This is a genomic window from Actinomycetota bacterium (genome assembly GCA_016700055.1).
Taxonomy (GTDB): domain Bacteria; phylum Actinomycetota; class Acidimicrobiia; order Acidimicrobiales; family Ilumatobacteraceae; genus Kalu-18.
In genome coordinates this window covers 2,327,366-2,349,206 of record CP064997.1, presented here as the reverse complement: position 1 = coordinate 2,349,206, position 21,841 = coordinate 2,327,366, and the positions used below count along the sequence as shown (strand labels likewise).

Genomic DNA, 21,841 nt, shown 5'->3' with positions numbered 1-21,841 from the left:
ATGCGGTTCTGCGTGGCGTTCCCGATGTTCGAGGCCGATCAACTGCTCACGTTGGCCCCGGTGGCCGAGGATGCCGGCTTCGACCTGATCACGGTCCCCGACAGCGTCTTCTACCCCGAGCAGGTCTCCGCCGACTACCCGTACTCCTCCGACGGCAAGCGCTTCTGGGCTCCCGAAACTCCCTTCGTCGAGCCGTTCGTGGCGATGGCGGCGATGGCCGCGCTCACCTCACGCATCGGCTTCGTCACGAACGTCCTCAAGCTGCCGTTGCGTGAACCCTTGATCGTGGCCAAGCAGCTCAGCTCCCTCGCGGTGCTCTCCGGCGAGAGGGTCGAGCTCGGGGTCGGGTTGTCGTGGATCCCCGAGGAGTTCCGCTTCACCAACACCGAGATGCGCACCCGCGGGGCGCGCCTCGACGAGCAGATCGCCATCTTGCGCCTCGTCTGCGGCGGTGGTGGGCCGCAGTTCGTCGAGCACCACGGCCGGCACTACGACTTCGACCGGCTGCTGATCAGCCCGGCACCGACCGCGCCGGTGCGCATCCACGTAGGCGGGCACAGCGAAGCCGCGCTGCGCCGCGCGGCCGACATCGGCGACGGCTGGATCTCGGTGCAGGTGACGAGCGACGAGGTCGCCCGCGTCGCCACCGAGCTCGCCCGCCTGCGCCACGAGGCCGGCACCGCCGCGCGCCCCGGATTCACGATGAACGTGCTGCCGATCGACGTGTTCGACCTCGACGGCTACCGGCGCGTCGCCGACGTGATCGAGGGGTGCGGCATGCACGCGGTGTTCCAAGCCGTGCCGTGGTACCTGTCCGGCGGCGATCCCGAAGACCTCGCCGTGCGCCGCGACTCGATCGCCCGGTTCGGCGACGAGGTGATCGCGCGCGCGGTCTGACGCGTCAGCGAGCGGTGACGGTGGCCGTGTCGCGGCCGGACTTCAGCACCTTGCCGGGAACTGCACCGGTCGCGATGCCGTCGACGACCACCGGCACGCCGTTGACCAGCACTCGCACGACGCCGATCGAACCCGCGGTCAGCCGCGCGGAGTCGCCCGGCAGGTCGTTGACGAGGGTCGCGTCCTCGGCGCCGACGGTCTCGGGATCGAGCACGACGACGTCGGCGTGAGCGCCCTCGCGCAGCACACCGCGGTCGACCAATCCGAACAGCGCGGCGGGGGCCGAGCTCATCATCCGCACCGCGTTCTCGACGGTGGTCAGCTTCTTGCCGCGCAGGCAGTCCTTCAGCCAGCGGGTCGGGTACGGGGCACCGCACATGCGGTCGAGGTGGGCGCCGGCGTCGGAACCGCCGATCATCGCCCGCGGGTCCTGCCACAGCTCGGCGCGCATGCGCCACGACTCGGCGTCGTTGTCCTGCGGGATCGGCCACAAGATGGTGCGCAGGTCGTCGGCGATCACGATGTCGAGCAGCGTGCCGAACGAGCTCTGCCCTCGCTCGGCGGCGATCTTGCGCACGATGCGGCCCTTCAACCCTGCGTTCGCCGGGGAGTACGTGTCGCCGATGACGTAGTCGCCGAAGTCGGCGAGACGCCGGAACACCCCGGCCTCTTGGGACTTCGACGATTCGAGCAGCTGCAAGCGCACGTCGGGATCGTTCAGCCGCTCGATCCGCTCGGCCACCGGAACGCCGAGCACGTCTTGCCAGCCGGGCAGCAGCCACAGCCCGCAGAACGTGAGGAAGCTCATGTTCATCGGCACCTGCACCGGCATCGTCAGCGCGACCACCTTGCCGCCCAGCTCGACCGCGCGGTCGTACGCCTGGAGCTGGCGAGGTACCCGGTCGGCCTCGCGGGAATCGACGGTGAGCACGTTCCAGTTCATCGGCCGGTTGGCCGCGGCGCTCATCTTGGCGATCAGCTCGATCTCGTCGTCGGTGAAGCGGTCGAGGCAGCCGGGCACGATGCCTTCGAGGGTGGTGCCCTCGTGCAGGCCGACCTCTTCGCTCAGCGCGATCAGCTCGTCCGATGTCGCCCAGCGGCTGGCCACCGGCTCGCCGTCGCCGTCGGAGTGCGAGGTGGAGTTCGTGAACGAGAAGCCGAGGGCGCCGGCGTCGATGCAACGGGCCAACTCGGCGCGCATCGCCGCGATCTGGTCGGCGTCGGCCTCGCTGCCGACGGCCTCGGGGCCCATCACGTAGCGGCGGATGGCGCAGTGGCCGGCGAGGAACCCGGCGTTGACGGAGATCGAGCCCTCGATGCGCGCGATGTAGTCGGCGAAGGTCTCCCATCCCCAGTCGGTGCCGTTCTCCAGCGCGGCGAGAGGCATGCCCTCGACCCGCGCCATCATCCGGCGCAGGTAGTCGGCGTCGCCGGGCAGCAGCGGGGCGAGCGTGAACCCGCAGTTGCCGGCGATGACGGTGGTCACCCCGTGGACGCTCGACGGGCTGGCCGTCGGGTCCCACAGCAGCTGGGCGTCGTAATGCGTGTGCGGGTCGACGAATCCGGGCGTGACGAGCAACCCGGTCGCGTCGATGACGACCTTCGCCGGCTCGTCCACCTCACCGATGGCGACGATGCGCCCGTCTCTCACGCCGATGTCGGCACGGCGCGCCGCAGCGCCGGTGCCGTCCACGACCGTTCCACCCTTGATCAGCTCGTCGAGCATGTGCGAACCCCCGGACAGTTGGTTTCTGACGCTCTGTCAGATTGTAACCTCGGACCGCGCCCGAACCATCCGGTCCGGGGCGGCGCGAGGCGAGGCCGAGGGGGCAGAAGATGTCGGACGTGACGGGCGACAAGCACTACCGGATACTGATCGGCGGAGAGTGGCTCGACGGCGCGAACGGCGCCTACGACATCGTCAATCCGGCCACCGAGCAGGTCGTCGGCCGGGCGCCCGAGGCGTCGGTGGAGCAGGCGCAAGAGGCTGCTCGCGCGGCACAGGAGGCGTTCCCCGGGTGGTGGCGCACACCCCCGGCGGAGCGGGCCCGCCTGCTGCAAGCGGTCGCCGATCGCCTGCGCGAACGTCAGGGCGAGCTCGTGCCGCTGATCATCAGCGAGACCGGCGCGACCGCCCAGGTGGGCTCACGCATGCAGGTGCCGGTGGCGATCGAGCGCTTCGAGCGCTACGCCCGCTCGGCGACGCGCTCGATCGACATCGCGCTCCCCCCGGCGCCCACCGCGGCCACCCCCCTCGCCGCGGGCGGGCTGATCGGCGCCGTCGTGCACCGCCAACCGGTCGGTGTGGTGGCGTGCATCTCGCCGTACAACTTCCCCGTCGTCAACATGGCCGGCAAGATCGCACCAGCCCTCGCCGTCGGCTGCACCGTGGTGATGAAGCCCGCTCCGCAGGACCCCCTGGCGGTGATCGAGCTGGCCGAGATCATGCACGAGGTCGGCTTCCCGCCGGGGGTCGTGAACATCGTCACCTCCGCTGCGCCCGAGCCGGCGGCCGCGCTCACCACGAGCCGCGACGTCGACATGGTCAGCTTCACCGGCTCCACCGTCGTCGGCGAGCGCATCTTCGCCGCCGGCGCCCCGACGATGAAGCGCCTGCTGCTCGAGCTCGGCGGCAAGGGTGCGGCGCTCGTCCTCGACGACGCCGACCTGAAGTCCGCGGTGAGCGCGCTGGCCAGCGTGTGGGCGTTCCACAGCGGCCAGATCTGCACCGCGCCGACGCGCGCGATCGTCCACCGCAGCCGCTACGACGAGCTCGTCGGCGCGCTGGCCTCAGCGGCGGGGAGCCTGAAGGTCGGCGACCCGACCGCGCTGGACACCGTCGTCGGCCCGGTGATCTCGGCCGTGCAGCGTGACCGCATCGCGGGCTACGTCGCCGCGGGAGCAAGCGAGGGCGCGACGGTCGTCGTCGACGGTCGCGATCCGGCCGGTGTCGAGCGCGGCTTCTACGTCGCCCCGACCCTGCTCGCCGACTGCCGGGCGGGGATGACGCCGGTGCAAGAGGAGATCTTCGGCCCGGTCGTCGTCGTCGTGCCCTTCGACGACGAGGAAGAGGGCATCGCCATCGCGAACGGCACCGAGTTCGGGCTCTACGACTACGTGTTCTCCACCGACACCGACCGCGCCTACCGCATCGCCCGGCAGCTGCGCAGCGGCAACGTCGGCATCAACACCGCCCAACGCAACCACGAGACGCCGTTCGGCGGCTTCAAGATGAGCGGCATCGGCCGCGACGGCGGCGACTTCGGGCTGCACGCCTACACCGAGATGCAGTCGATCGTGTGGCCGGGATGAAGCCCGCGGCCTTCCTCGCGAGCGTCCGCGCCCTCGACTGCTCGATGCTCGGCCCCGGCGGGCTCGCCGGGCATCTCGTCGACTTCGGGGCTGAAGTGGTGAAGATCGAGGCGCCCGGCGGCGACTACGTGCGCCAGATGACGTGGCCGATCGTCCACGAACAGGGCCCCGGCGGCGAGCGGGTGAGCAACTCGCTCATGCACCTCCACCTCAACCGTGGCAAGAAGTCGCTGGTGCTCGACCTGAAGCAGCCCGAGGCGATCGAGGTGTTCGACGATCTCGTGCGCGCGAGCGACGTCGTCATCGAGGGCATGCGTCCGGGTTTCCTCGCGAAGCGCGGGTACACGTTCGAGCGCCTGGTCGAGCTGAACCCGCGGATCGTGGTGTGCTCGATCTCGGGCTACGGCGCCACCGGCCCCTACCGCGATTTACCGAGCCACGGCGTCGCGTACGACGCGTGGAGCGGGGTGGTGCAGCCCGTCGTCGACGACGACGGCTTCACGCGCATCCCCAACCAGGTCAACGTCGGCATCACCGCCGGGCCGGCATTCGCGGCGATGGCGATCATGGCCGCCCTCGTGCGGGCGCGCACCACCGGTGAGCCGGCGCAGATGGAGCTCGCCCAGAGCGACGCCGCCGCCTACTTCGACTGGTACCGCATCGAGACCGCGCGCTCTTACCAGCGCCCCGCCGACGAGGTCACCGGCAACGCGAGCGACGGCTACGAGCGCCGGGCACCGGGCCTCGGGGGAATGTGGGAGGGGGTGCGCTACCAGTTCTACGAGTCGGCCGACGGGCACGTGCTGTTCATGGCGAGCGAGCAAGCGTTCTGGAAGAGCTTCTGCGCGGGGGTCTCCCGGATGGACCTGTTCGAGCGCTGGCCGGGCTCCACCTACGCCGACCACGCGCGCGGCAACCTCGAACTGCAGGCGGAGCTGCGCGAGATCTTCCGTACGCGCACGACGGCCGAGTGGATCGCGTTCGCCGACGAGCACAACACCACGATCGCCCCCGCGAACACGCCGGCGAGCCTGCTGGACGACCCCCAGTTCCGCGAGCGGATCAGCTGGGTCGGAGCCGAGCGGCTCGGCTGCGACCAGATGCTGCTACCCCTCCACGTCACCGGCGAGGAGCTGCCCGCCCCCGAGCGCGCCCCCGACCCCGGCCAGCACACCGACGAGGTACTGCGCGTGCTCGGCTACGACGACGCCCGCATCGCGGCACTCCGCTCGTCCGGCGCCGTCGCCTGACCCCTGCCGCCCTGCCGCCCGCCGCCCGCCGCCCGAGGCCGCGGCTTGCGCGCCAATCTGGCGCGATAGCTGCACCTGGCGTCGATTCGTTGACAGATTGGCGCGGAAGCTGCGGTTTGGGGGGGCGATCCGGCGGTTCGATGGGGTTCGGTGTTGTTCGACGGGGTTCGGTGGGTCAGGCGATGAGCGGGAAGTCGTGGCCGGTGAGCCAGTGGCGCCCGACCTCGCGGGCCTCGGCCCAGCGGGGGGCGAGGCGCTCACCGGCGGGGTCGTCGGCGGTGACCTGGCCGAAGTCGGCAGGGGTGGGCCCGCAACGATCGGCGTGCTTGCGCAGCGCGGCGAGGTCGAAGCCGAAGATCTCGGCCGCGTTCATGCCCACCATGGCACGGGTCTCGTCGACGGGGATGTCGTGGAAGGTCTTCGTCAGCCACTCCCGCGTCGTCGGCCAGGTGCCCTCCGGGTGGGGGAAGTCGTTGCCCCAGCAGATGTTGCCGACTCCGATCTCGTAGCGCATGCCGAGCTCACGGCGCTTGGTGTTCGAAGCGCCGATGAACACGTTGCGGTCGACGTACTCCGAGGGCAGCATCGACACCGCGCCCCCGAACGGGTTGGCGCCGAGCTTCTCGGCTCCCTTCTGCCCGAGGAACAGCCGGTCCCAGAACCAGAGCAGCCCAGGCAGCCACCAGCAGCCCGCCTCGGCGACGCCGAAGCGCAGCCCGGGGAAGCGCTCGAACACGCCGCTCCACAGCATGAACCACATCGGGCGGGCCGGCCACCAGGTGACCTCGGTGACGTAGATCCCGAGGTGGTCGCCGTACTCCTGGCGCGGCGCGGGGCCGCTGTGGGTGACGACGGGCATCTGCAGTTCCTCGCACAGCGCCCAGACCGGGTCGTAGCGCCGGTCGTGGTAGGGCGTCTGGTCCACCCACATCGCCGGGATCATCACCGACCCGAGCCCGCTCTCCCGGGCGCGGCGGATCTCGGCCAGCACCCGGTCGAGCTCGGCCGTGATCGGCACGAGGGCGACGCCACAGCGTCGCTCGGGGCTCGTCGCGCAGAGCTCGGCGAGCCAGCGGTTGTGGGCGATCGCCCCGGCGAGGCCGAGCTCGGGGTTCATGTCGCCGCTCATCCCCAGCCCCGCACCGAACGGCACGCAGGTGCGGCTCTCGACCGCGTCGGCGTCGGGGAACACGACCTCGCCGCTGACCCCATCGCCGTCCAGCTCGACGTCGCGCCGGGGCGCCTCCCAGCCGCCGCGCAACGCCTCTTCGTGCTCCTCGAACCACGACTTGGCGTAGCTCTCGTTGCGCACGCCGAGCTTGGTGATCGCTTCCAGCTGCACGTGGCGCTCGCTGAGGAAGCCGTCGAAGGCGTCGTGGTACTTCGCGTCGAGGTACGCCCGGTAGTCCTCGGTCGGCAAGCCGGCATGGCTGTCGGCCGACACGATGATGTACGGGGCCGTCGGGTCGTCGGTGGTCGGGTCGCTGTCCACTGGTGGGTCTCCTCTTTCGGTCTCTGTCTCGGCCGGCTCAGCCGGGCACTGCCCGCAGGTACGTCGGGTTGGTACGGGCGAGCATGCTCTCGGCACGCGCCCGGATCTGGGTGTCGGTGCGCTCGCTCGCCGGTTGGATCCAGAACCGCCCCTCGCGCACGGCGTCGACGACCTGCGCGGCGACGTGTTCGACGGGCGTGTACTGGGGCTCGATGCCCGCCGCACGCATCTGTTCTTCGAGTGCTTCGACGGTGGTGTACGGCGTCTGGCGGGCGCGTTCCTTAGCGAACACGTCGGGGCGAGTGCGCCAGCTCTCGAACAGCCCGGTGCGCAGCATGTGCGGGCCGGGGAACAGCACCGCCGCGGTCACGGAAGAACCGGCCTCGAGCAGCTGCGCGTACAGGCACTCGGTCAGGGTGACCACGGCAGCCTTGGTGACCGCGTACTGCGGGGTGGAGGCGAGCGGCGAGACCCCGCCGTTGCCCGACGACGTGTTCACCACGCACCCCTCTTCGCCGCCGGCGACCATCCCCGGCACGAAGGCGTTGATGCCATGGATCACGCCCCACACGTTGACCGCCATCGCCCAGCGCCAGTCGTTCAGCTCGTGCTCCCACATCCGGCCCTCGGCCCCGGCGCCGATGCCGGCGTTGTTGCACAGCAGGTGCACCGCGCCGTGCAGCTCGAGCACGCGGTCGCGCAGTGCCTCGACGCTCGCGTAGTCGGTCACGTCGGTAGGCACGCCGTCGACGTCGAGCCCCGATGCGCGCAGCTCGGCGACGGTCTGCGCGAGCGGCTCGGGCTGCACGTCGGCAAGGACCACCTTCATCCCCTCGGCCGCGAAGCGCTCGCCCATCGCGCGCCCGATGCCCCCGGCGCCACCGGTGACCACCGCCACCCTCCCGACCAGTTCCATCTCGTGTCTCCTCCGAAGCCGTTTCAGCCGTCGATCTGGCCGCTCGCCCGCGCTCAGTCGGTGCCGACTGGCGACAGGTCGTCGTAGCGCTGGTGCACGAAGGGCGTGATCCAGTCGCCGGGCACGGTGCCGTGCAGCTCGCCCCACTGGCGGCTCGTGCGCTCGGCGAGCTCGACCGAGCGCAGCTTGCGCACCGGCAGGTCGGCGACGGGATCGAAGCGGCTCTCGCGCAGCACGATGTCGCCGTCCACGACGAACGCCTCGCGGGTCGTCTCCTCGCGATGGCAGTAGACGAGGGCAGGGTCGGTGTCGAAGCCGTTGCCGTCCGGGGCCGGCAGGAACTTGAAGTAGAAGTCGGTGCGGGTGCGCACCGGTGTCTCGACCGGCGCGCCGACACGGCCGTCGATCTCGACGAAGCGCGTCCCCATCCGCTCGAACCAGCCTTGCACCCGGTCGCCGTCTCGGCTCACCACCACCTCGGCGAGCTTCTTCGGCTCGCCGAACGTCTCCCGCCCGCCGACCACGGCCTGCTCGGTGGTCATCGGCATCACCAGCGGGTAGGCGCCGAGGAGCCCCTCGTGCACCGCCGACACCGCGAACGTCCCCGCCCCGAACGGCGGCCGGCCGAGGCCGATGTCGACGGCTGCCACGGTCACCCGCACCAGCGGCTCGGGAGGCGGCTCCAGCGGGCGGGGCAGCACGGCGGCGATGGCGTCGGCGTCGGTCTCGTAGATGGCGGTGAGCGTCAGCGCCCACACCCCGAGCGAGGTCAGCTCGACCTCGCGGTTGCGCAACTCGTCGGGCGTCCTCGCCCCGTAGCGGATCCGGCTGGAGGCTGCCATGTCAGCCGCGCGCTCCGAACCCGGCGAGCGCTGGGCAGCGCTCCGCGGCGAGGGGCACGTCGCCGGGGCGCAGCGGCACGTCGATCTCGGCCACGGCCGGCCCGACCCGCTCCGCGATCGGCGCGAGCGCGGCGATGTCGAAGCCGTACAGCGCGGCCGCGTTGCCCCCGAGCATCGCCGCCACCTCGTCGGTCGGGACCCCGGCGAACGCGGCGCGAATCGCCTCGCGCGACCAGGGGTAGGAGGCCTCCTTGTGCGGGTAGTCGTTGCCCCACATGATGCGGTCGCCTCCGACGCGGTCGCGCAGCGGCACCTCGGCGGGGCGGATGAAGCTGGCCCCGATGTAGCACTGGCGGGCCCAGTACTCGCTCGGCTTCATCGAGAGCTTGCCGACCACCGACGCTCCCCACTCGGCCTCCTGCGATCCCCCCGCCTTGCCCATGCGGTCGAAGAAGTAGTCGAGACGGGCCAGCTCTTCGGGCACCCACGCGGTGCCGGACTCGGTGAACACCAAGTTCATCCCCGGATGCCGCTCGAACGCGCCCGACACCATCAGATGGGCGAGCGCACGGTGGGACCACCACGTCACCTCGAGCAGGAAGATCACCTTGTCCGCGTCGGCGTCGCCCATCGGCGGGCTGGCGCTGCCGCCGTGGTGGCTCACCGGCATCGCCAGTTCTTCGCACACCTCCCACAGTGGCTCGTACACCGGTTCGTAGAGCTGGGGCAGGCCGATGCCGGGCGGGACACCGGGCAGCAGCACCCCACCGGTGAGCCCGTGCGCGTGCGCCCACCGGATCTCTTCGACAGCGGCGGGTATGTCGTGCAGCATGATCTGGGCCACGCCCGCACGGCGCCCCGGCGTGGCCGCGCAGAAGTCGGCGAGCCAGCGGTTGTGCGCCTGCAGGCCCGCCCAGCGCAACGCGAGGTCGCCGGCGGTCGCCGCCGGCACCTGGGTGGTGAGCGAAGCCTTGGGGAAGAACGGCGGGATGGTGTTCGGGAACACCACCTCGGCGACGATGCCGTCGTCTTCGAGCTCGGCGAGGCGCCGGTCGCTGTCCCAGTTGCGGCTGCCGTCGGGGCCGGAGAGGTCGGCGTAGGGGTTCTCGAACGTCGCCGCCCACGCGTCGAAGTCGTCGTGGTGGCGGGAGGCCAGGTACGGGCGGTAGTCGGCCAGGTCTGCCCCGGCGTGGCCGTCGGAGCTGATCACCACATAGCGGTCGCCAGCGAGCATCTCTGTCACTACCCCCCTTGCAGCCTGTATCGACATGCGATACGGTAGCTCACGTCGTGATACAGTCTCCCGCCGAGGTGCCATGGCTGTCAAGACCCTGCAGTCCGTCGAAAGCGCGTTCCGGGTGCTGGAGCTGCTCGCCGAGCGCCAGCCCGCCGGAGTGTCCGCGCTCGCCCGCGAGGCCGGCCTCGACAAGAACGCCGTGCAGCGGGTGCTCGTCACCCTCGGCGGGCTCGGCTGGATCCGCCAGGTCGACGACGACAGCGGCGCGTGGGAGCTCACCGGGCGCGCCGCGCGCGTGGCGGCGCACTACGCGCCCGACTGGCGGGAGGCCGCGCGCCCCCATCTGGAGGGACTCCAGCAGAGCACCGGCGAGACCGTGCTCATGTGGCGCCGGGAGGGAGAGCAGCTGGTGCTGGTGGACGCCGTCGACAGCGTGCAGCCGCTGCGGGTGACCGTGCCGATCGGCACCGAGCTGCGTCTCGAGGCCGACCACGAACTGCGCCGCCAGCTCGGCGCGCCGGCCGAGCCGCGCCGGCACTGGGTGGTCGACCAGTCCTATCCGAACGCCGTGGCCGTCGGCGCGGCCCTGTTCGACCGCGCCGGGCGAGGGGTAGGGGTGCTAACCGTCGTCGGGCCGCGCAGCCGCCTGCCGCGAGCCGACCTGAAGAGGTTGGGCGCGCTCGCCGCCGCCGCCGCGCGAGCGATCGACGCCGCACGTTGAGCCCGGCAGCTAGCAGCGGTGCACGATCTGCTCGGCGAACTCGTCGATCGAGCTCTGGTAGACGGCGGCCACCTCGTCGAGCGTCCGCTGCTCGCCGGCGGCCAAAGCGGGAAGGGCGGGCAGGTTGGCGAGCGCCCACGGCTGGCACATCATCGCGGTGATCCCGTCGTCTTCGGCACGGCGGTAGAGGTCGGCGCTCGGCATCTCGTAGATGCCCAGGATGATCTCGAACGGTTCGCCGGCGCGACCCTCCGCGCGCAGGTACTCCTTCAGCTTCCGGGCGTACTGCACCGCCTCGTCGTAGGGATAGGCGCCGCCGATCCAGCCGTCGCCCACCTGGGCCGCACGCTTCAGCGCGATGTCGGAGTAGCCGCCGATGTAGATCGGCACCGGTGCCGGCGGGTGGGGCTCCATCATCAGCTCGGGGATGTCGTAGTGGTCGCCGTGCCACTCCACCCAGCCGCCCTTCCACAGCTCCCGCAGTGCCCGCACCATCTCCGTCAGGCGCTTGCCGCGCGTGGCGTACTCCTGGCCCTGCAGCTCGAACTCTTCTCTCATCCACCCCGCGCCGGCGCCGAGCATCACCCGGCCGCCGGAGATCACCGAAGCCGTGGCGACCTCCTTCGCGAGCTGCAGGATCGGACGGTGGGGAGCTACGTACACGTTCGTCGTGAAGCGCAGTTGCGTGGTCAGCGCCGACATGGCGCCGATCAGCACCCACGGATCCGGCCAGGCCGTCTCCGGTTCCCAGATCGGGCGGCCGTCGGGGTGCGGCGAATACGGGTACGGACTGGTCAGCTCCCGCGGGTGCACGAGGTGGTCGCTGACCATCAGCCCGTGGTAGCCAGCGCGGTCGAGCAGCGTCGCGACATGCACCATCTCGGTGGTGTCCATGAAGGCCGTTGCGCACCAGAACTTCATCGATTCCCCTATGTGTCGAAGCGGTCTGCGGTCTGACACTCTGTCAGACGTGGACCCGCCCGCTCCCCCTCAGGTCGAGAGCGTTGCGGGCGACGGGGTGGTGCTGATCGACAACGACGACGGCGTCGCGGTGGTCACGCTGCACCGCCCGCAGGCGCGCAACGCACTGAACGCCGAGCTCGCCGCTGCGCTGCCGGGCGCGATCAGCGCCTGCGACGCCGATCCGGCCGTGCGCGCGATCGTGCTCACCGGCAGCGACCCCGCGTTCTGTGCCGGATTCGACCTGCGCGACGTGCGTTCCGGCGCGAAGACCGGCGCCAACCCGCACCCGGGATGGTGGGGCGCGCTGCCCCCGACACGGGTGCCGGTGATCGGTGCGATCAACGGGGCGGCGGTCACCGGCGGGTTGGAGATCGCTTTGGCGTGCGACTTCCTGGTCGCTTCCGAACTGGCCCGGTTCGCCGACACCCACGCGAAGGTGGGGATGCTGCCCGGGTGGGGGCTGACGATCCTGTTGCCCGAGGCCGTCGGTGCCCGCCGGGCGCGGCAGATGAGCCTCACGGGTGACTTCGTCGACGCGCCCACCGCGCTCGCGTGGGGCCTGGTGAACGAGGTCGTCGCCCACGGCGAGCTGCTCCCCCGCGCCGTCGAGCTGGCCCGCCACGTGGCGGCCAACCCCGCCGCGGCGGTCGCCGAGGTGCGCGCGCTGTACCGCGAGGTGGCGCCGATGGGTTGCGGCGAGGAGACCTACGAGTACGAGAACCGCCGCGCCCGCGAGTGGGCGGCGCGGGCCGCCGCCGAGCGCAGCAGGCAGCCGTGACGCGCGTCTACGCGGGGATGGACCCCCGCCTCCCGGTGGCGCGGGTGGGTGAGCACGCCCGCCGCGTCGAACGGCTCGGCTACGACGGGCTGCACGTCGCGGAGACGATCCACGACCCGTTCCTCGTGTCGATGGCCGCGCTCACCGCCACGGAGCACATCGTCGTGCGGACGTCGGTCGCGCTCGCCTTCCCGCGCAGCCCGATGGCCGTCGCCTATTCGGCGTGGGACCTGGCCGCGCTCTCGTCGGGACGGTTCCAGCTCGGGCTCGGCACCCAGATCCGCCCCCACATCGAGCGCCGCTTCGGCGCGGCCTTCGACGATCCCGTCGGCAGGATGCGCGACTACGTCGCCGCGGTGCAGGCGTGCTGGCGAGCCTTCGGCGGTGAGGAGCGGCTGAACCAGGTGAGCGAGCACTACACGCTGAACCTGCTGACCCCGAACTTCACCCCCGACCCTCTGCCCGACGGAGCCGCTGCGCCGCAGATCTGGCTGGGAGGCGTCAACCGCGGCATCGTGGCCCTGGCCGGTCGGGTGGCGGCTGGGTTCGTCACGCACCCGACGAACAGCCACCCGCGCTACCTGCGTGAGCTGTGCCTGCCCGAGCTGGAGCGGGGCGCGGCCGCCGCGGGGCGAACGCTCGCCGACATCGAGGTGGTCGCCGGCACGCAGTGGATGCTCGGCAACTCACTGGCCGAGCTCGACGAGCGCCGTGAGCACAACCGGCGGCTGCTCGCGTTCTTGTACTCGACGCCGGCGTACGAGCGCACTCTCGACCTGTTCGGCTGGACCGAGCTCGCCGGGCGGCTGCGGGCGCTGATCCGCGAGGGTCGCTGGGACGACCTGCGCGGGCTCGTCACCGACGAGGTGCTCGACGCGCTCGTGCCCCAGGCCACATACGCCGAGCTCCCCGCCGTTGCCGAGGAGTGGTTCGCCGGTCTGGCCGGCGGCCTGCTCGTCGCCCCGCCACCGGACCCCACCGACGACGCCGCCTTCGCCGACGCCCTCACCGCGCTGAAGCGCCAGTTCTGACCTACCGCCGGCGCGCGGCGCGACCGGTGGAAGTGCGATATCTCACGACAGACGGGTGTCTCCACATATCGCACTTCCAGCGCGGCCAGCGCGGCGCATGCGGAAGTGCGATATCTCACGACAGACGGGTGTCTCCACATATCGCACTTCCACCGCCGCCACCGCGGCCACCGCGGCCAGCGCGGCCAGCGAAGCGCGGCCGGAGGCGGGCTAGCCGAGCAGGTGGTGTTCGGCGAGCACGTCGCGGCTGACCACCTCTCGGCCGGCGAGCGCTCGCGCCGGCTCGCTGCCCGCCAGCAGCCAGGCGATCACCGCCGCCGGGCCCTCCGGAGGGTCCCCGGTCACCTCGGTGCGGGCATGCTCGGCACGCGCCCGCATCACGTCGGTGACGACGTGGCCGGGGTTGAGGCTGTAGGCGCGCAGGCCCTGGCCGGCGTGTTCGGCGTGGAGCACCCCCGCGATGCGGTGCGCGGCGCCCTTGGCCATCGCGTACGCGAGCCCCCACCCGCCTTCGCCGGCCGGCTTGCGCGGTGAGAGCGTCGCCGCCCCGGAGGTGAGGTGCACGAACACCCCGTCGCCGCGCTCGAGCATCGGCGGCAACAGTCGCTTCAGCAGGATGAGCGGGGTGACGGCGTCGGCCTCGATCACTCGCTGGAGCAGGTCGAGGGGGACGTCGAGGAAGCGGTCGTTGATTCCCGGCCCCTGGTAGATGGCGTTCGACACCATGGCGTCCACCCGGCCGAAGGCGGCTAGGGCCTCGTCCGCGGCCAGGGCCACCCCCTCGGGATCGGTGAGGTCGAGCGCCACCGGGACGGCCTCCCCGCCGAGCGCGACACATGCCGCGGCGACCTCGTCGACCGAACCGGGCAGCGCCGCTCCGGCGACGGGATCGGTCAGCGACGTGCCCTCGAACGTCGCCCCACCGGCTACCGATCGAGCGGTGAGCACCAGGCGCCAGCCGTCGGCGGCGAGCGCCAGCGCGGCCTCCTTGCCGATCCCCCGGCTCGCCCCGGTCACCATCGCCACCTTCGTCGCGCCGGATCCGTGGAGCACGCAACCGGACTGTACGGTGCGAGCCGATGGCCGCCCAATCGACCCGATCGACGCCCGCCACCGCCAACGGATCGACCCCCACCGCGGGGGAGGTGCGCTTCGACGGCCGAGTGGCGATCGTCACCGGTGCGGGCCGCGGCCTCGGCCGCGAGCACGCCCTGCTGCTCGGTGCCCGCGGCGCGCAAGTGGTCGTCAACGACGCCTCCGCCGAGCACGCGCGGTCGACCGCCGACGACATCGTCGCCGCCGGTGGCCTGGCCGTCGCGGAGACCCATTCCGTCGCCGACGCCGACGGCGCGGCCGCCATCGTGCGCCGCGCGGTAGCCGAGTTCGGCGCACTGCACATCGTGCTCAACAACGCTGGTCGCGGTGGGCCGACCGGCACGATCGAGCAGACGACCGACGAGCAGGTGGAGGTGATCGTGTCGACGCACCTCGTCGGGTCGTTCTACGTGACCCGCGCCGCGTGGCCGGTGCTGCGTGGGCAGGGCTTCGGCCGGGTGCTGTTCACCGCCTCCGGGTCGGCGCTCGGCAGCGCCGGCATGCCCGCGTACTCGATGGCCAAGGCCGGCCTCTTCGGCCTCACCAGGTCGCTCGCGGTCGAGGGCGAGCCGCACGGCATCACCGTCAACGCCATCTTGCCGATCGGGTACACCCGCTCGGCCGCGCTCAACCCGCACGAGGACACCCGCCGGTGGATGGAGGAGCACTTCCCTCCCAGCCTCTGCTCGCCGGCCGCGTGCTGGCTGGTCCACGACGACGTGCCCTGCACGGGAGAGCTGATCACCGCCGGCGTCGGCCGGGTGGCCAGGATCGCCACCGTCGGGGTGCCCGGACTCGACCGGGGGGGCGAGCTCACCATCGAAGACGTCCGCGACCGCTGGGCCGAGGTCGTATCGATGGACGGCTCGGGGGTGGTGACGAGCGGGCGCGACGAGCTCGCCTTCTACACCGGCGAGGCCGCGTGGCGCGATTGAGCCGGCGGCAGCGACCGGTTGCAGCCCCCGCGAAGCTTTCTGACAGACTGTCAGAAACGGGACAGGGCACGGCTCTCGTGGGTCTGCCACACCGTCTCCTCTAGAAGGCACAGGGGGATAGCGCACGCATGCACATCGGCGACACGCCCGAGGAGGCCGCGTTCCGCGCCGAGGCCCGTGCCTGGCTCGACCAGCAAGCGAGCCGTCGCGAGAGCGGTGACGCCCAGGTCGCAGCCCCCGCCGGTGGGCTCGCGGCCCACATCCAGAGGTGCCGTGACTGGCAACGCGTGCTCGCCGACCACGGCTGGGCGGGGATCACCTGGCCGACGGAGTACGGCGGGCGCGGCGCGAGCTCGATCCAGGCCGCCATCTTCGGCGAGGAGCAGGCCAACTACGACGTGTCCGTCGGCGCGTTCGCGGTGTCGATCGGGATGGTCGGGCCGACGCTGATCGCCCACGGGTCGCCGGAGCAGAAGGAGCGCCACCTGGCCCGGATCCTGCGCGGTGACGAGGTGTGGTGCCAGCTGTTCAGCGAGCCGGGCGCGGGCAGCGACCTCGCCGGCCTGGCCACCCGCGCCGAGCTCGACGGCGACCATTACGTGGTGAACGGCCAGAAGGTGTGGACGAGCTTCGGCCAGTTCGCCGAGTACGGGATCCTGCTCGCCCGCACCGACCCGTCGGTACGCAAGCACGCCGGGATCACCTACTTCATCGTCGACATGTCGAGCCCGGGGATCGAGGTGCGCCCGATCACCCAGATCACGGGGATCAAGCACTTCAACGAGACCTTCCTCACCGACGTGCGCATCCCGGTCGAGAACGTCGTCGGCGAGGTGAACGGCGGCTGGGCCGTCGCCCAGACCACCCTCACCAGCGAGCGGGGAGTCATCGGCAGCGGCGGCGGGTGGCCCGTCGCCCAGCTGATCGACCTCGCGCAGCGCTACGGCAAGGCCGACGACCCCGCCGTGCGCCAGAGCCTCGTCAAGGCGCATTGCCGCGAAGAGACGATGAAGTACATGCGCTACCGGATGCGCACGGCGATGAGCCAGCGCAAGATGCCCGGCTTGGAGATGCTCGTGCTCAAGCTCGCCGTCGCGCAGCACTGGGCGCGCAGCGGCGACGTGGCGATGCAGATCCTCGGCGCGGCCGGCACGCTCGCCGGCGAGGACGCCGCCGAGAACGACGCCTGGGGCCAGCAGTTCCTCGGCCAGTACTCGATCCGCATCGGCGGGGGCACCGACGAGATCCAGCACAACATCATCGCCGAGCGCGGTCTCGGCCTACCCCGAGAGCCCGACCCGGACAAGGGCCTGCCTTGGCAGGCCTTGACCAGGGCATAGCGGGTCTCTCCAGCATCCCAAGGACGACCACCATGAGCGATTCGACGACGACCGCTGCCGGCGACACCGAGACCGCCGAGGAGAAGGCCGCGTTCTACGCCACCTTGCAGAGCTTCGTCGGGCTCGAGATCGGGCCGCCCGTGCCCGGCCCCGACGAGGTCAACGCGCCGATGGTGCGCCACCTGGTGGAGACGCTCGGCGACGAGAACCCCGTGTACACCGACCCCGCGGCCGCCGCGCGCAGCGTGCACGGCGGCCTCGTCGCCCCGCCGACGATGCTGCAGGCGTGGGTGATGACCGGCATCGAGGGCCCGAGCCGCGGCGGTGACAGCCCGTACGTGCAGATGAACGAGCTGCTGTTCGCGAAGGGCTTCACCAGCGTCGTCGCCACCAACAGCGAGCAGACCTACGTGCGCTACCTGCGCCCCGGTGACCGGTTGACGATGCGCACCGTCATCGACTCGATCAGCGAGGAGAAGACGACCGGGCTCGGCACGGGTCACTTCGTGACCACCCGCCAGGACTACTACGACGCCGCCGGCGAGCTGGTCGGCTCGATGCTGTTCCGCATCATTCGCTTCCGTCCCCGGCCGAAGGCGCCGGCGCCCCCCGCACGCCCGCCGCGGCCGTACGCGGCGACCACGCCCGACACCGGCTGGTGGTTCGACGCGCTGGGTGAGGGGCGGCTCCTCGTCCAGCGGTGCGCGTCGTGTGGGCTGCTGCGCCACCCGCCGGGGCCGATGTGCCGGAGCTGCCACTCCCTCGACTGGGAGCAGGTCGACGCACCGCTCGCCGGCACGATCCACAGCTTCGTCGTCACGCACTTCCCGCAGGTGCCGAGCTTCGACTACCCCCTTCCGATCGCGCTCGTCGAGCTGGCGGGCTCCGCGCCGGGCCAGGTGATCCGCATGGTGATGAACACCGCCGACACCCCGCGCGAGTCCCTCGTCATCGGTGCGCCGGTGCGCATCGAGGTCCGCGACGCCGGCGAGGGCACGATGCTGCCGTTCGCGATCGTCGACGGCGACACCGCGCCGGCCCCTACAGAGGGAGCAAGCTCGTGAACTTCGACCTGACCGAAGAACAAGAGGTGGTGCGTGACCTCGCCCGCCAGATCTTCGAGGGCCAGGCGCCACCCGAGCGCGTGAAAGAGGTCGAGAGCGCCGACGGCTTCGACCGCGAGCTGTGGGCCCAGCTCGCGGCGAGCGGCATCCAGGCGCTCTGCGTTCCCGAGGAACACGGCGGCAGCGGGATGGGGATGGTAGAGGCCGCCCTCGTGCTGACCGAGCTCGGCCGCCGGGTGGCACCCGTGCCGCTCGCGCCTTCGATGGTCGCCGCCCTGGTGCTCGCCCGCCACGGCACACCCGAGCAGCAGCAGCGCTACCTGCCCCGCATCGCCGCCGGCGAGGTGGTCGCGATCGCGCTGGCCGAGCCGGGCGCGAACGACCTCACCCACCCCTCGCTGCGGGCCACCCCCACCGGCAGCGGCGTGCACCTGGCCGGCGTGAAGCCGGCCGTGCCGCACGCCCAGAACGCGGCGATCCTGCTGGTGAGCGCGAGCCTGCCCGACGGCGCGCCGCTGGTCGCCGTCGTCGACACCGCCGACGCCGCGGCCGGCCTACGCGTCACGCCGCTCTCCACGACGAACCACGAGCCCCAGGCCGAGCTCGACCTCGACCTCACCGTCGCCTCCGAGCAGGTGCTCGGTGAGCCCGGAGGCGCTGGCGCCGACGTGCTGCGGGCACTGGCCGAGCACTCGCTGGTGGCGATCGCCGCCCTGCAGGTGGGCGTCGCCGAGGGTTCGCTCAAGATGACCGCCGAGCACCTGTCCACCCGCATCCAGTTCGGTCGCCCCCTCTCGGCGTTCCAGGCCACCGGGCAGCGTGCCGCCGACGGCTACATCACCACCGAGGCGATGCGCGTCACCGCCCTCAACGCGGCCTGGCGGCTGTCCTCGGGCCTCGACGCCGCCCGCGACGTCGCCGTGGCCGCCTACTGGGCCACGGAAGGTGCCCAGCAGGTGGTGCTCGCCGGCCAGCACCTGCACGGCGGGATCGGTTCCGACGTCGACTACCCGGTGCACCGCTACTTCCTGTGGGGCACGCAGCTCGCCACCGCGCTCGGCGGCGCCAGCTCCCACCTCGCCCGACTCGGCCGGCTCATCGCCACCGCCTGACGCCCAAGCCCGGAGCCACACCCATGAACCTGACCACGCTGCGCTACGACGACGTGCAAGTCGGCGACGAGCTGCCCCCGCTCGACATCGCGCTCACCCGCACGCTGATCGTCGCCACCGCGATCGCCACCCGCGACTACCAAGAGGTGCACCACGACCCGGGGCTCGCCGTCGAGCGCGGTTCGAAGGACATCATCATGAACATCCTCACCACGAACGGCTTCGTCGGGCGCTTCGTCACCGACTGGGCAGGCCCCGACGCATTGGTGCGCTCGGTGAAGGTGCGCCTCGGCGCCCCGAACTACCCCGGCGACACCATGCACATGACCGGCCAGGTGAGCGAGAAGGTCGACGACGAGCGCGCCGTACGGGTCACCGTGCGCGGCGCCAACAGCCTCGGCGACCACGTCAACGCCACGGTGGAGGTGGAGCTGCCGTGAGCAAGGCCAAGGGCAACAAGCTGGGCGGGCAGGCGGCGATCGTCGGCATCGGGGCGACGGAGTTCTCGAAGGAGTCCGGGCGCAGCGAGATGAGCCTCGCCTGCGAGAGCGTGCTCGCCGCGGTCGAAGACGCCGGCCTGGTGCCCGCCGACGTCGACGGCCTGGTGGCGTACACCGCCGAGAACAACCCCGAGATCGAGCTCGCCCGTCACCTCGGCATCGGCGAGCTGCGCCACTTCAGCCGCATCCACTACGGCGGCGGCGCGGCGTGCGCCACGGTGGTGATGGCCGCGATGGCGGTGGCCACCGGCGTCGCCGACGTCGTCGTCTGCTACCGCGCCTTCAACGAGCGCAGCGGACGCCGGTTCGGCGCAGGCGTGCAGGATCTGCCCAACGCCGCCACCGCGGAGAGAGCCCAGTTCTCCTGGACGAGCCCGTTCGGGCTGCTCACGCCGGCGAGCTGGGTGGCGATGGTCGCCCAGCGCTACATGCACCTGTACGGCGCCACCAGCTCCGACCTCGGCCGCATCGCCGTCGCCGATCGCAAGCACGCGGCGACGAACCCCGCGGCATGGTTCTACGAGCAGCCGATCACCCTCGAAGACCACCAGGCGAGCCGGTGGATCGTCGAGCCGCTGCACCTGCTCGACTGCTGTCAGGAGTCCGACGGTGCCCAGGCGATCGTCGTGACGACCGCCGAGCGTGCCCGTGACCTGCCCCAGCCCCCGGCGATCATCGTCGCCGGCGCGCAGGGAGCCGGCGAGGAGCAGTGGACGATGAGCAGCTTCTACCGCGACGACATCGCCCAGCTCCCCGAGATGCGCCTCGTCGCCGACGAGCTGTGGGCTTCGTCGGGGCTCACCCCGGCCGACATCCAGACCGCGGTGCTCTACGACCACTTCACGCCGTACGTGCTGATGCAGCTCGAGGAGTTCGGCTTCTGCGGGCGCGGCGAGGCGAAGGACTTCATCGCCGACGGCGCGATCGAGCTCGGCGGGAGATTGCCCGTCAACACCCACGGCGGCCAGCTCGGCGAGGCGTACATCCACGGCATGAACGGGATCGCCGAAGGTGTGCGCCAGGTGCGGGGGACCAGCGTGAACCAAGTCGGTAATGTCGACCACGTCCTCGTCACCGCCGGCACCGGCGTCCCGACGAGCGGCCTCATCCTCGGGAAGGACTACTGAAGCATGCCGATCGACACCTCACTCGTCGACATCCAGAGCCACGGCGTCTACGTCGACGGCCCGCCGCACGACACCTTCGCCGTCCTGCGCCGTGAGGCGCCGATCTTCCGCCACGAGGGCAAGAACCCCGGCGACACGCCCTGGTTCTGGGCCATCACCCGCCACGCCGACATCGTCGCCGTCAGCCGCCAGTTCCAGACGTACTCGGCCGCGCGCAAGGGAGTGACGATGTTCGAGGACCGCGCCGACATGGAAGTGGCGCGGATGCTGATCGACACCGATCCACCCGAGCACACCCGGCTGCGCGGCCTCGTCAACCGGGGGTTCACCCCGCGGGCGATCAAGATGCTCGCCGACCACTACGTAGACGTCACCAAGCGTCTCGTCGACGAGGCGATCGAAGAGGGCGAGGTCGACTTCGTCACCAAGGTCGCCGCCGAGCTGCCGCTCATCGCGATCGCCGAGATGATGGGCCTCCCGATGGAAGACCGGCACAAGGTGTTCGACTGGTCGAACCGGATGATCGCGACGAGCGACTCCGACTATTCGAGCGGCATGGAGGACGCCACCGCAGCGGCGGGCGAGCTCTACATGTACGCCCAGGAGCTCGCCGCAGACCGGCGGGCGAACCCACGCGACGACATCATCTCGATCCTCGTCGGTGCAGAAGACGGCGACCAGCTCTCCGAGCACGAGTTCAACCTGTTCGTGCTGCTGCTCAGCGTCGCCGGCAGCGAGACCACCCGCAACGGCATCAGCCACGGGGTGCTCTCCCTGATGGAGCATCCGGCAGAGTGGGCGCGCCTGCGGGCCGACCCCTCGCTCGTCGACAGCGCGGTCGAGGAGATCCTGCGCTGGGCGACACCGGTGAACCTCTTCCGCCGCACGGCCACGTGCGACGTGGAGCTGCACGGCCAGCACATCGCCGAGAACGAGAGCGTGGTCATCTTCTACGCGTCGGGCAACCGCGACGAAGACGTCTTCGACCGCCCCGACACCTTCGACATCACCCGCTCGCCGAACCCGCACCTCACCTTCGGCGGCGGCGGCCCGCACTTCTGCCTCGGCTCCAACCTCGCCCGGCTCGAGATGCGCGCCGTGTTCGACGAGCTCGCCCGGCGCTGTGACCACATCGAGCAGACCGGCGAGGTGCACCGCCTGCGCAGTTCGTTCATTAACGGCATCAAGACCCTGCCGGTTCGCCTGGTCCCGGCCTGACCCGGAGAAAG

At 71.4% G+C, this 21,841-nt stretch carries 20 protein-coding genes; 13 read left to right on the top strand and 7 right to left on the bottom strand.

Annotated features, from left to right (window positions below; all coding sequences use genetic code 11):
• On the top strand, positions 1-897 hold the full coding sequence (locus IPM43_11395) for a TIGR03619 family F420-dependent LLM class oxidoreductase (GenBank protein ID QQS24020.1): 897 nt from the start codon (positions 1-3) through the stop codon (positions 895-897).
• A 4-nt stretch (positions 898-901) separates the two neighbouring features.
• On the opposite strand, the gene IPM43_11390 is transcribed toward IPM43_11395, so the two are convergent.
• The gene (locus tag IPM43_11390) at positions 902-2,623 is read right to left on the bottom strand and encodes an amidohydrolase family protein (GenBank protein QQS24019.1); all 1,722 of its coding nucleotides are present in this window, start codon (positions 2,621-2,623) and stop codon (positions 902-904) included.
• Positions 2,624-2,733: 110 nt separating this feature from the next.
• On the opposite strand from IPM43_11390, the gene IPM43_11385 reads away from it, so the two are divergent.
• Positions 2,734-4,209, top strand: coding sequence for an aldehyde dehydrogenase family protein (locus tag IPM43_11385; protein QQS24018.1), 1,476 nt, complete (start codon positions 2,734-2,736; stop codon positions 4,207-4,209).
• Complete coding sequence (locus tag IPM43_11380) at positions 4,206-5,459, top strand: CoA transferase (GenBank protein QQS24017.1); 1,254 nt, start codon at positions 4,206-4,208, stop codon at positions 5,457-5,459. The genes IPM43_11385 and IPM43_11380 overlap by 4 nt, the downstream gene beginning before the upstream one ends.
• Before the next feature lie 175 nt (positions 5,460-5,634).
• Here the strand turns inward: IPM43_11380 and IPM43_11375 are convergent, their stop codons facing one another.
• Genes IPM43_11375 through IPM43_11360 form a run of 4 tightly spaced genes read right to left on the bottom strand, consistent with a single transcriptional unit; the run spans position 5,635 to position 9,943 of the window.
• Positions 5,635-6,951 carry an amidohydrolase family protein gene (locus IPM43_11375; protein QQS24016.1) on the bottom strand — a complete coding sequence of 439 codons (1,317 nt, stop codon included), beginning with the start codon at positions 6,949-6,951 and terminating at the stop codon, positions 5,635-5,637.
• 37 nt (positions 6,952-6,988) lie between these two features.
• Positions 6,989-7,867, bottom strand: coding sequence for an SDR family NAD(P)-dependent oxidoreductase (locus tag IPM43_11370; protein QQS24015.1), 879 nt, complete (start codon positions 7,865-7,867; stop codon positions 6,989-6,991).
• Between the two features lie 53 nt (positions 7,868-7,920).
• Positions 7,921-8,709, bottom strand: a complete 789-nt coding sequence (locus tag IPM43_11365) for an acetoacetate decarboxylase family protein (GenBank protein ID QQS24014.1) — start codon at positions 8,707-8,709, stop codon at positions 7,921-7,923.
• 1 nt (position 8,710) lies between these two features.
• A complete protein-coding gene (locus IPM43_11360; GenBank protein QQS24013.1) occupies positions 8,711-9,943 on the bottom strand; it encodes an amidohydrolase in 1,233 nt (410 codons plus the stop codon).
• 82 nt (positions 9,944-10,025) lie between these two features.
• Here IPM43_11360 and IPM43_11355 point away from each other — a divergent pair, with 82 nt between their 5' ends.
• Entirely contained in the window at positions 10,026-10,667 is a 642-nt protein-coding gene (locus IPM43_11355; protein ID QQS24012.1) for a helix-turn-helix domain-containing protein, read from the top strand.
• Positions 10,668-10,676: 9 nt separating this feature from the next.
• Here IPM43_11355 and IPM43_11350 read toward each other — a convergent pair whose 3' ends face one another.
• Entirely contained in the window at positions 10,677-11,588 is a 912-nt protein-coding gene (locus tag IPM43_11350; GenBank protein ID QQS24011.1) for a TIGR03619 family F420-dependent LLM class oxidoreductase, read from the bottom strand.
• A gap of 10 nt (positions 11,589-11,598) precedes the next feature.
• Between IPM43_11350 and IPM43_11345 the strand changes: the two genes are divergently transcribed.
• Positions 11,599-12,408 (top strand): enoyl-CoA hydratase, encoded by an 810-nt coding sequence (locus tag IPM43_11345; protein ID QQS24010.1) that lies wholly within the window; start codon positions 11,599-11,601, stop codon positions 12,406-12,408.
• A complete protein-coding gene (locus tag IPM43_11340) occupies positions 12,405-13,439 on the top strand; it encodes a TIGR03617 family F420-dependent LLM class oxidoreductase (GenBank protein ID QQS24009.1) in 1,035 nt (344 codons plus the stop codon). Before IPM43_11345 ends, IPM43_11340 begins: the two co-directional genes overlap by 4 nt.
• 210 nt (positions 13,440-13,649) lie before the next feature.
• On the opposite strand, the gene IPM43_11335 is transcribed toward IPM43_11340, so the two are convergent.
• The gene (locus IPM43_11335; GenBank protein QQS24008.1) at positions 13,650-14,492 is read right to left on the bottom strand and encodes an SDR family oxidoreductase; all 843 of its coding nucleotides are present in this window, start codon (positions 14,490-14,492) and stop codon (positions 13,650-13,652) included.
• Positions 14,493-14,518: 26 nt separating this feature from the next.
• Here IPM43_11335 and IPM43_11330 point away from each other — a divergent pair, with 26 nt between their 5' ends.
• The 7 genes from IPM43_11330 (at position 14,519) to IPM43_11300 (ending at position 21,830) form a co-directional block, all read left to right on the top strand.
• Positions 14,519-15,469 (top strand): SDR family NAD(P)-dependent oxidoreductase, encoded by a 951-nt coding sequence (locus tag IPM43_11330; protein QQS24007.1) that lies wholly within the window; start codon positions 14,519-14,521, stop codon positions 15,467-15,469.
• A gap of 128 nt (positions 15,470-15,597) precedes the next feature.
• Complete coding sequence (locus tag IPM43_11325; protein QQS24006.1) at positions 15,598-16,809, top strand: acyl-CoA dehydrogenase family protein; 1,212 nt, start codon at positions 15,598-15,600, stop codon at positions 16,807-16,809.
• Positions 16,810-16,841: 32 nt separating this feature from the next.
• Positions 16,842-17,873, top strand: coding sequence for a MaoC family dehydratase N-terminal domain-containing protein (locus tag IPM43_11320; protein QQS24005.1), 1,032 nt, complete (start codon positions 16,842-16,844; stop codon positions 17,871-17,873).
• Positions 17,870-18,985 (top strand): acyl-CoA/acyl-ACP dehydrogenase, encoded by a 1,116-nt coding sequence (locus IPM43_11315; protein QQS24004.1) that lies wholly within the window; start codon positions 17,870-17,872, stop codon positions 18,983-18,985. Before IPM43_11320 ends, IPM43_11315 begins: the two co-directional genes overlap by 4 nt.
• A 23-nt stretch (positions 18,986-19,008) precedes the next feature.
• Positions 19,009-19,425: a MaoC family dehydratase gene (locus IPM43_11310; protein ID QQS24003.1), complete on the top strand. Its 417-nt coding sequence runs from the start codon at positions 19,009-19,011 to the stop codon at positions 19,423-19,425.
• Complete coding sequence (locus tag IPM43_11305; protein ID QQS24002.1) at positions 19,422-20,612, top strand: lipid-transfer protein; 1,191 nt, start codon at positions 19,422-19,424, stop codon at positions 20,610-20,612. Before IPM43_11310 ends, IPM43_11305 begins: the two co-directional genes overlap by 4 nt.
• A gap of 9 nt (positions 20,613-20,621) precedes the next feature.
• Positions 20,622-21,830, top strand: coding sequence for a cytochrome P450 (locus tag IPM43_11300; GenBank protein QQS26440.1), 1,209 nt, complete (start codon positions 20,622-20,624; stop codon positions 21,828-21,830).
• Positions 21,831-21,841 lie beyond the last annotated feature (11 nt).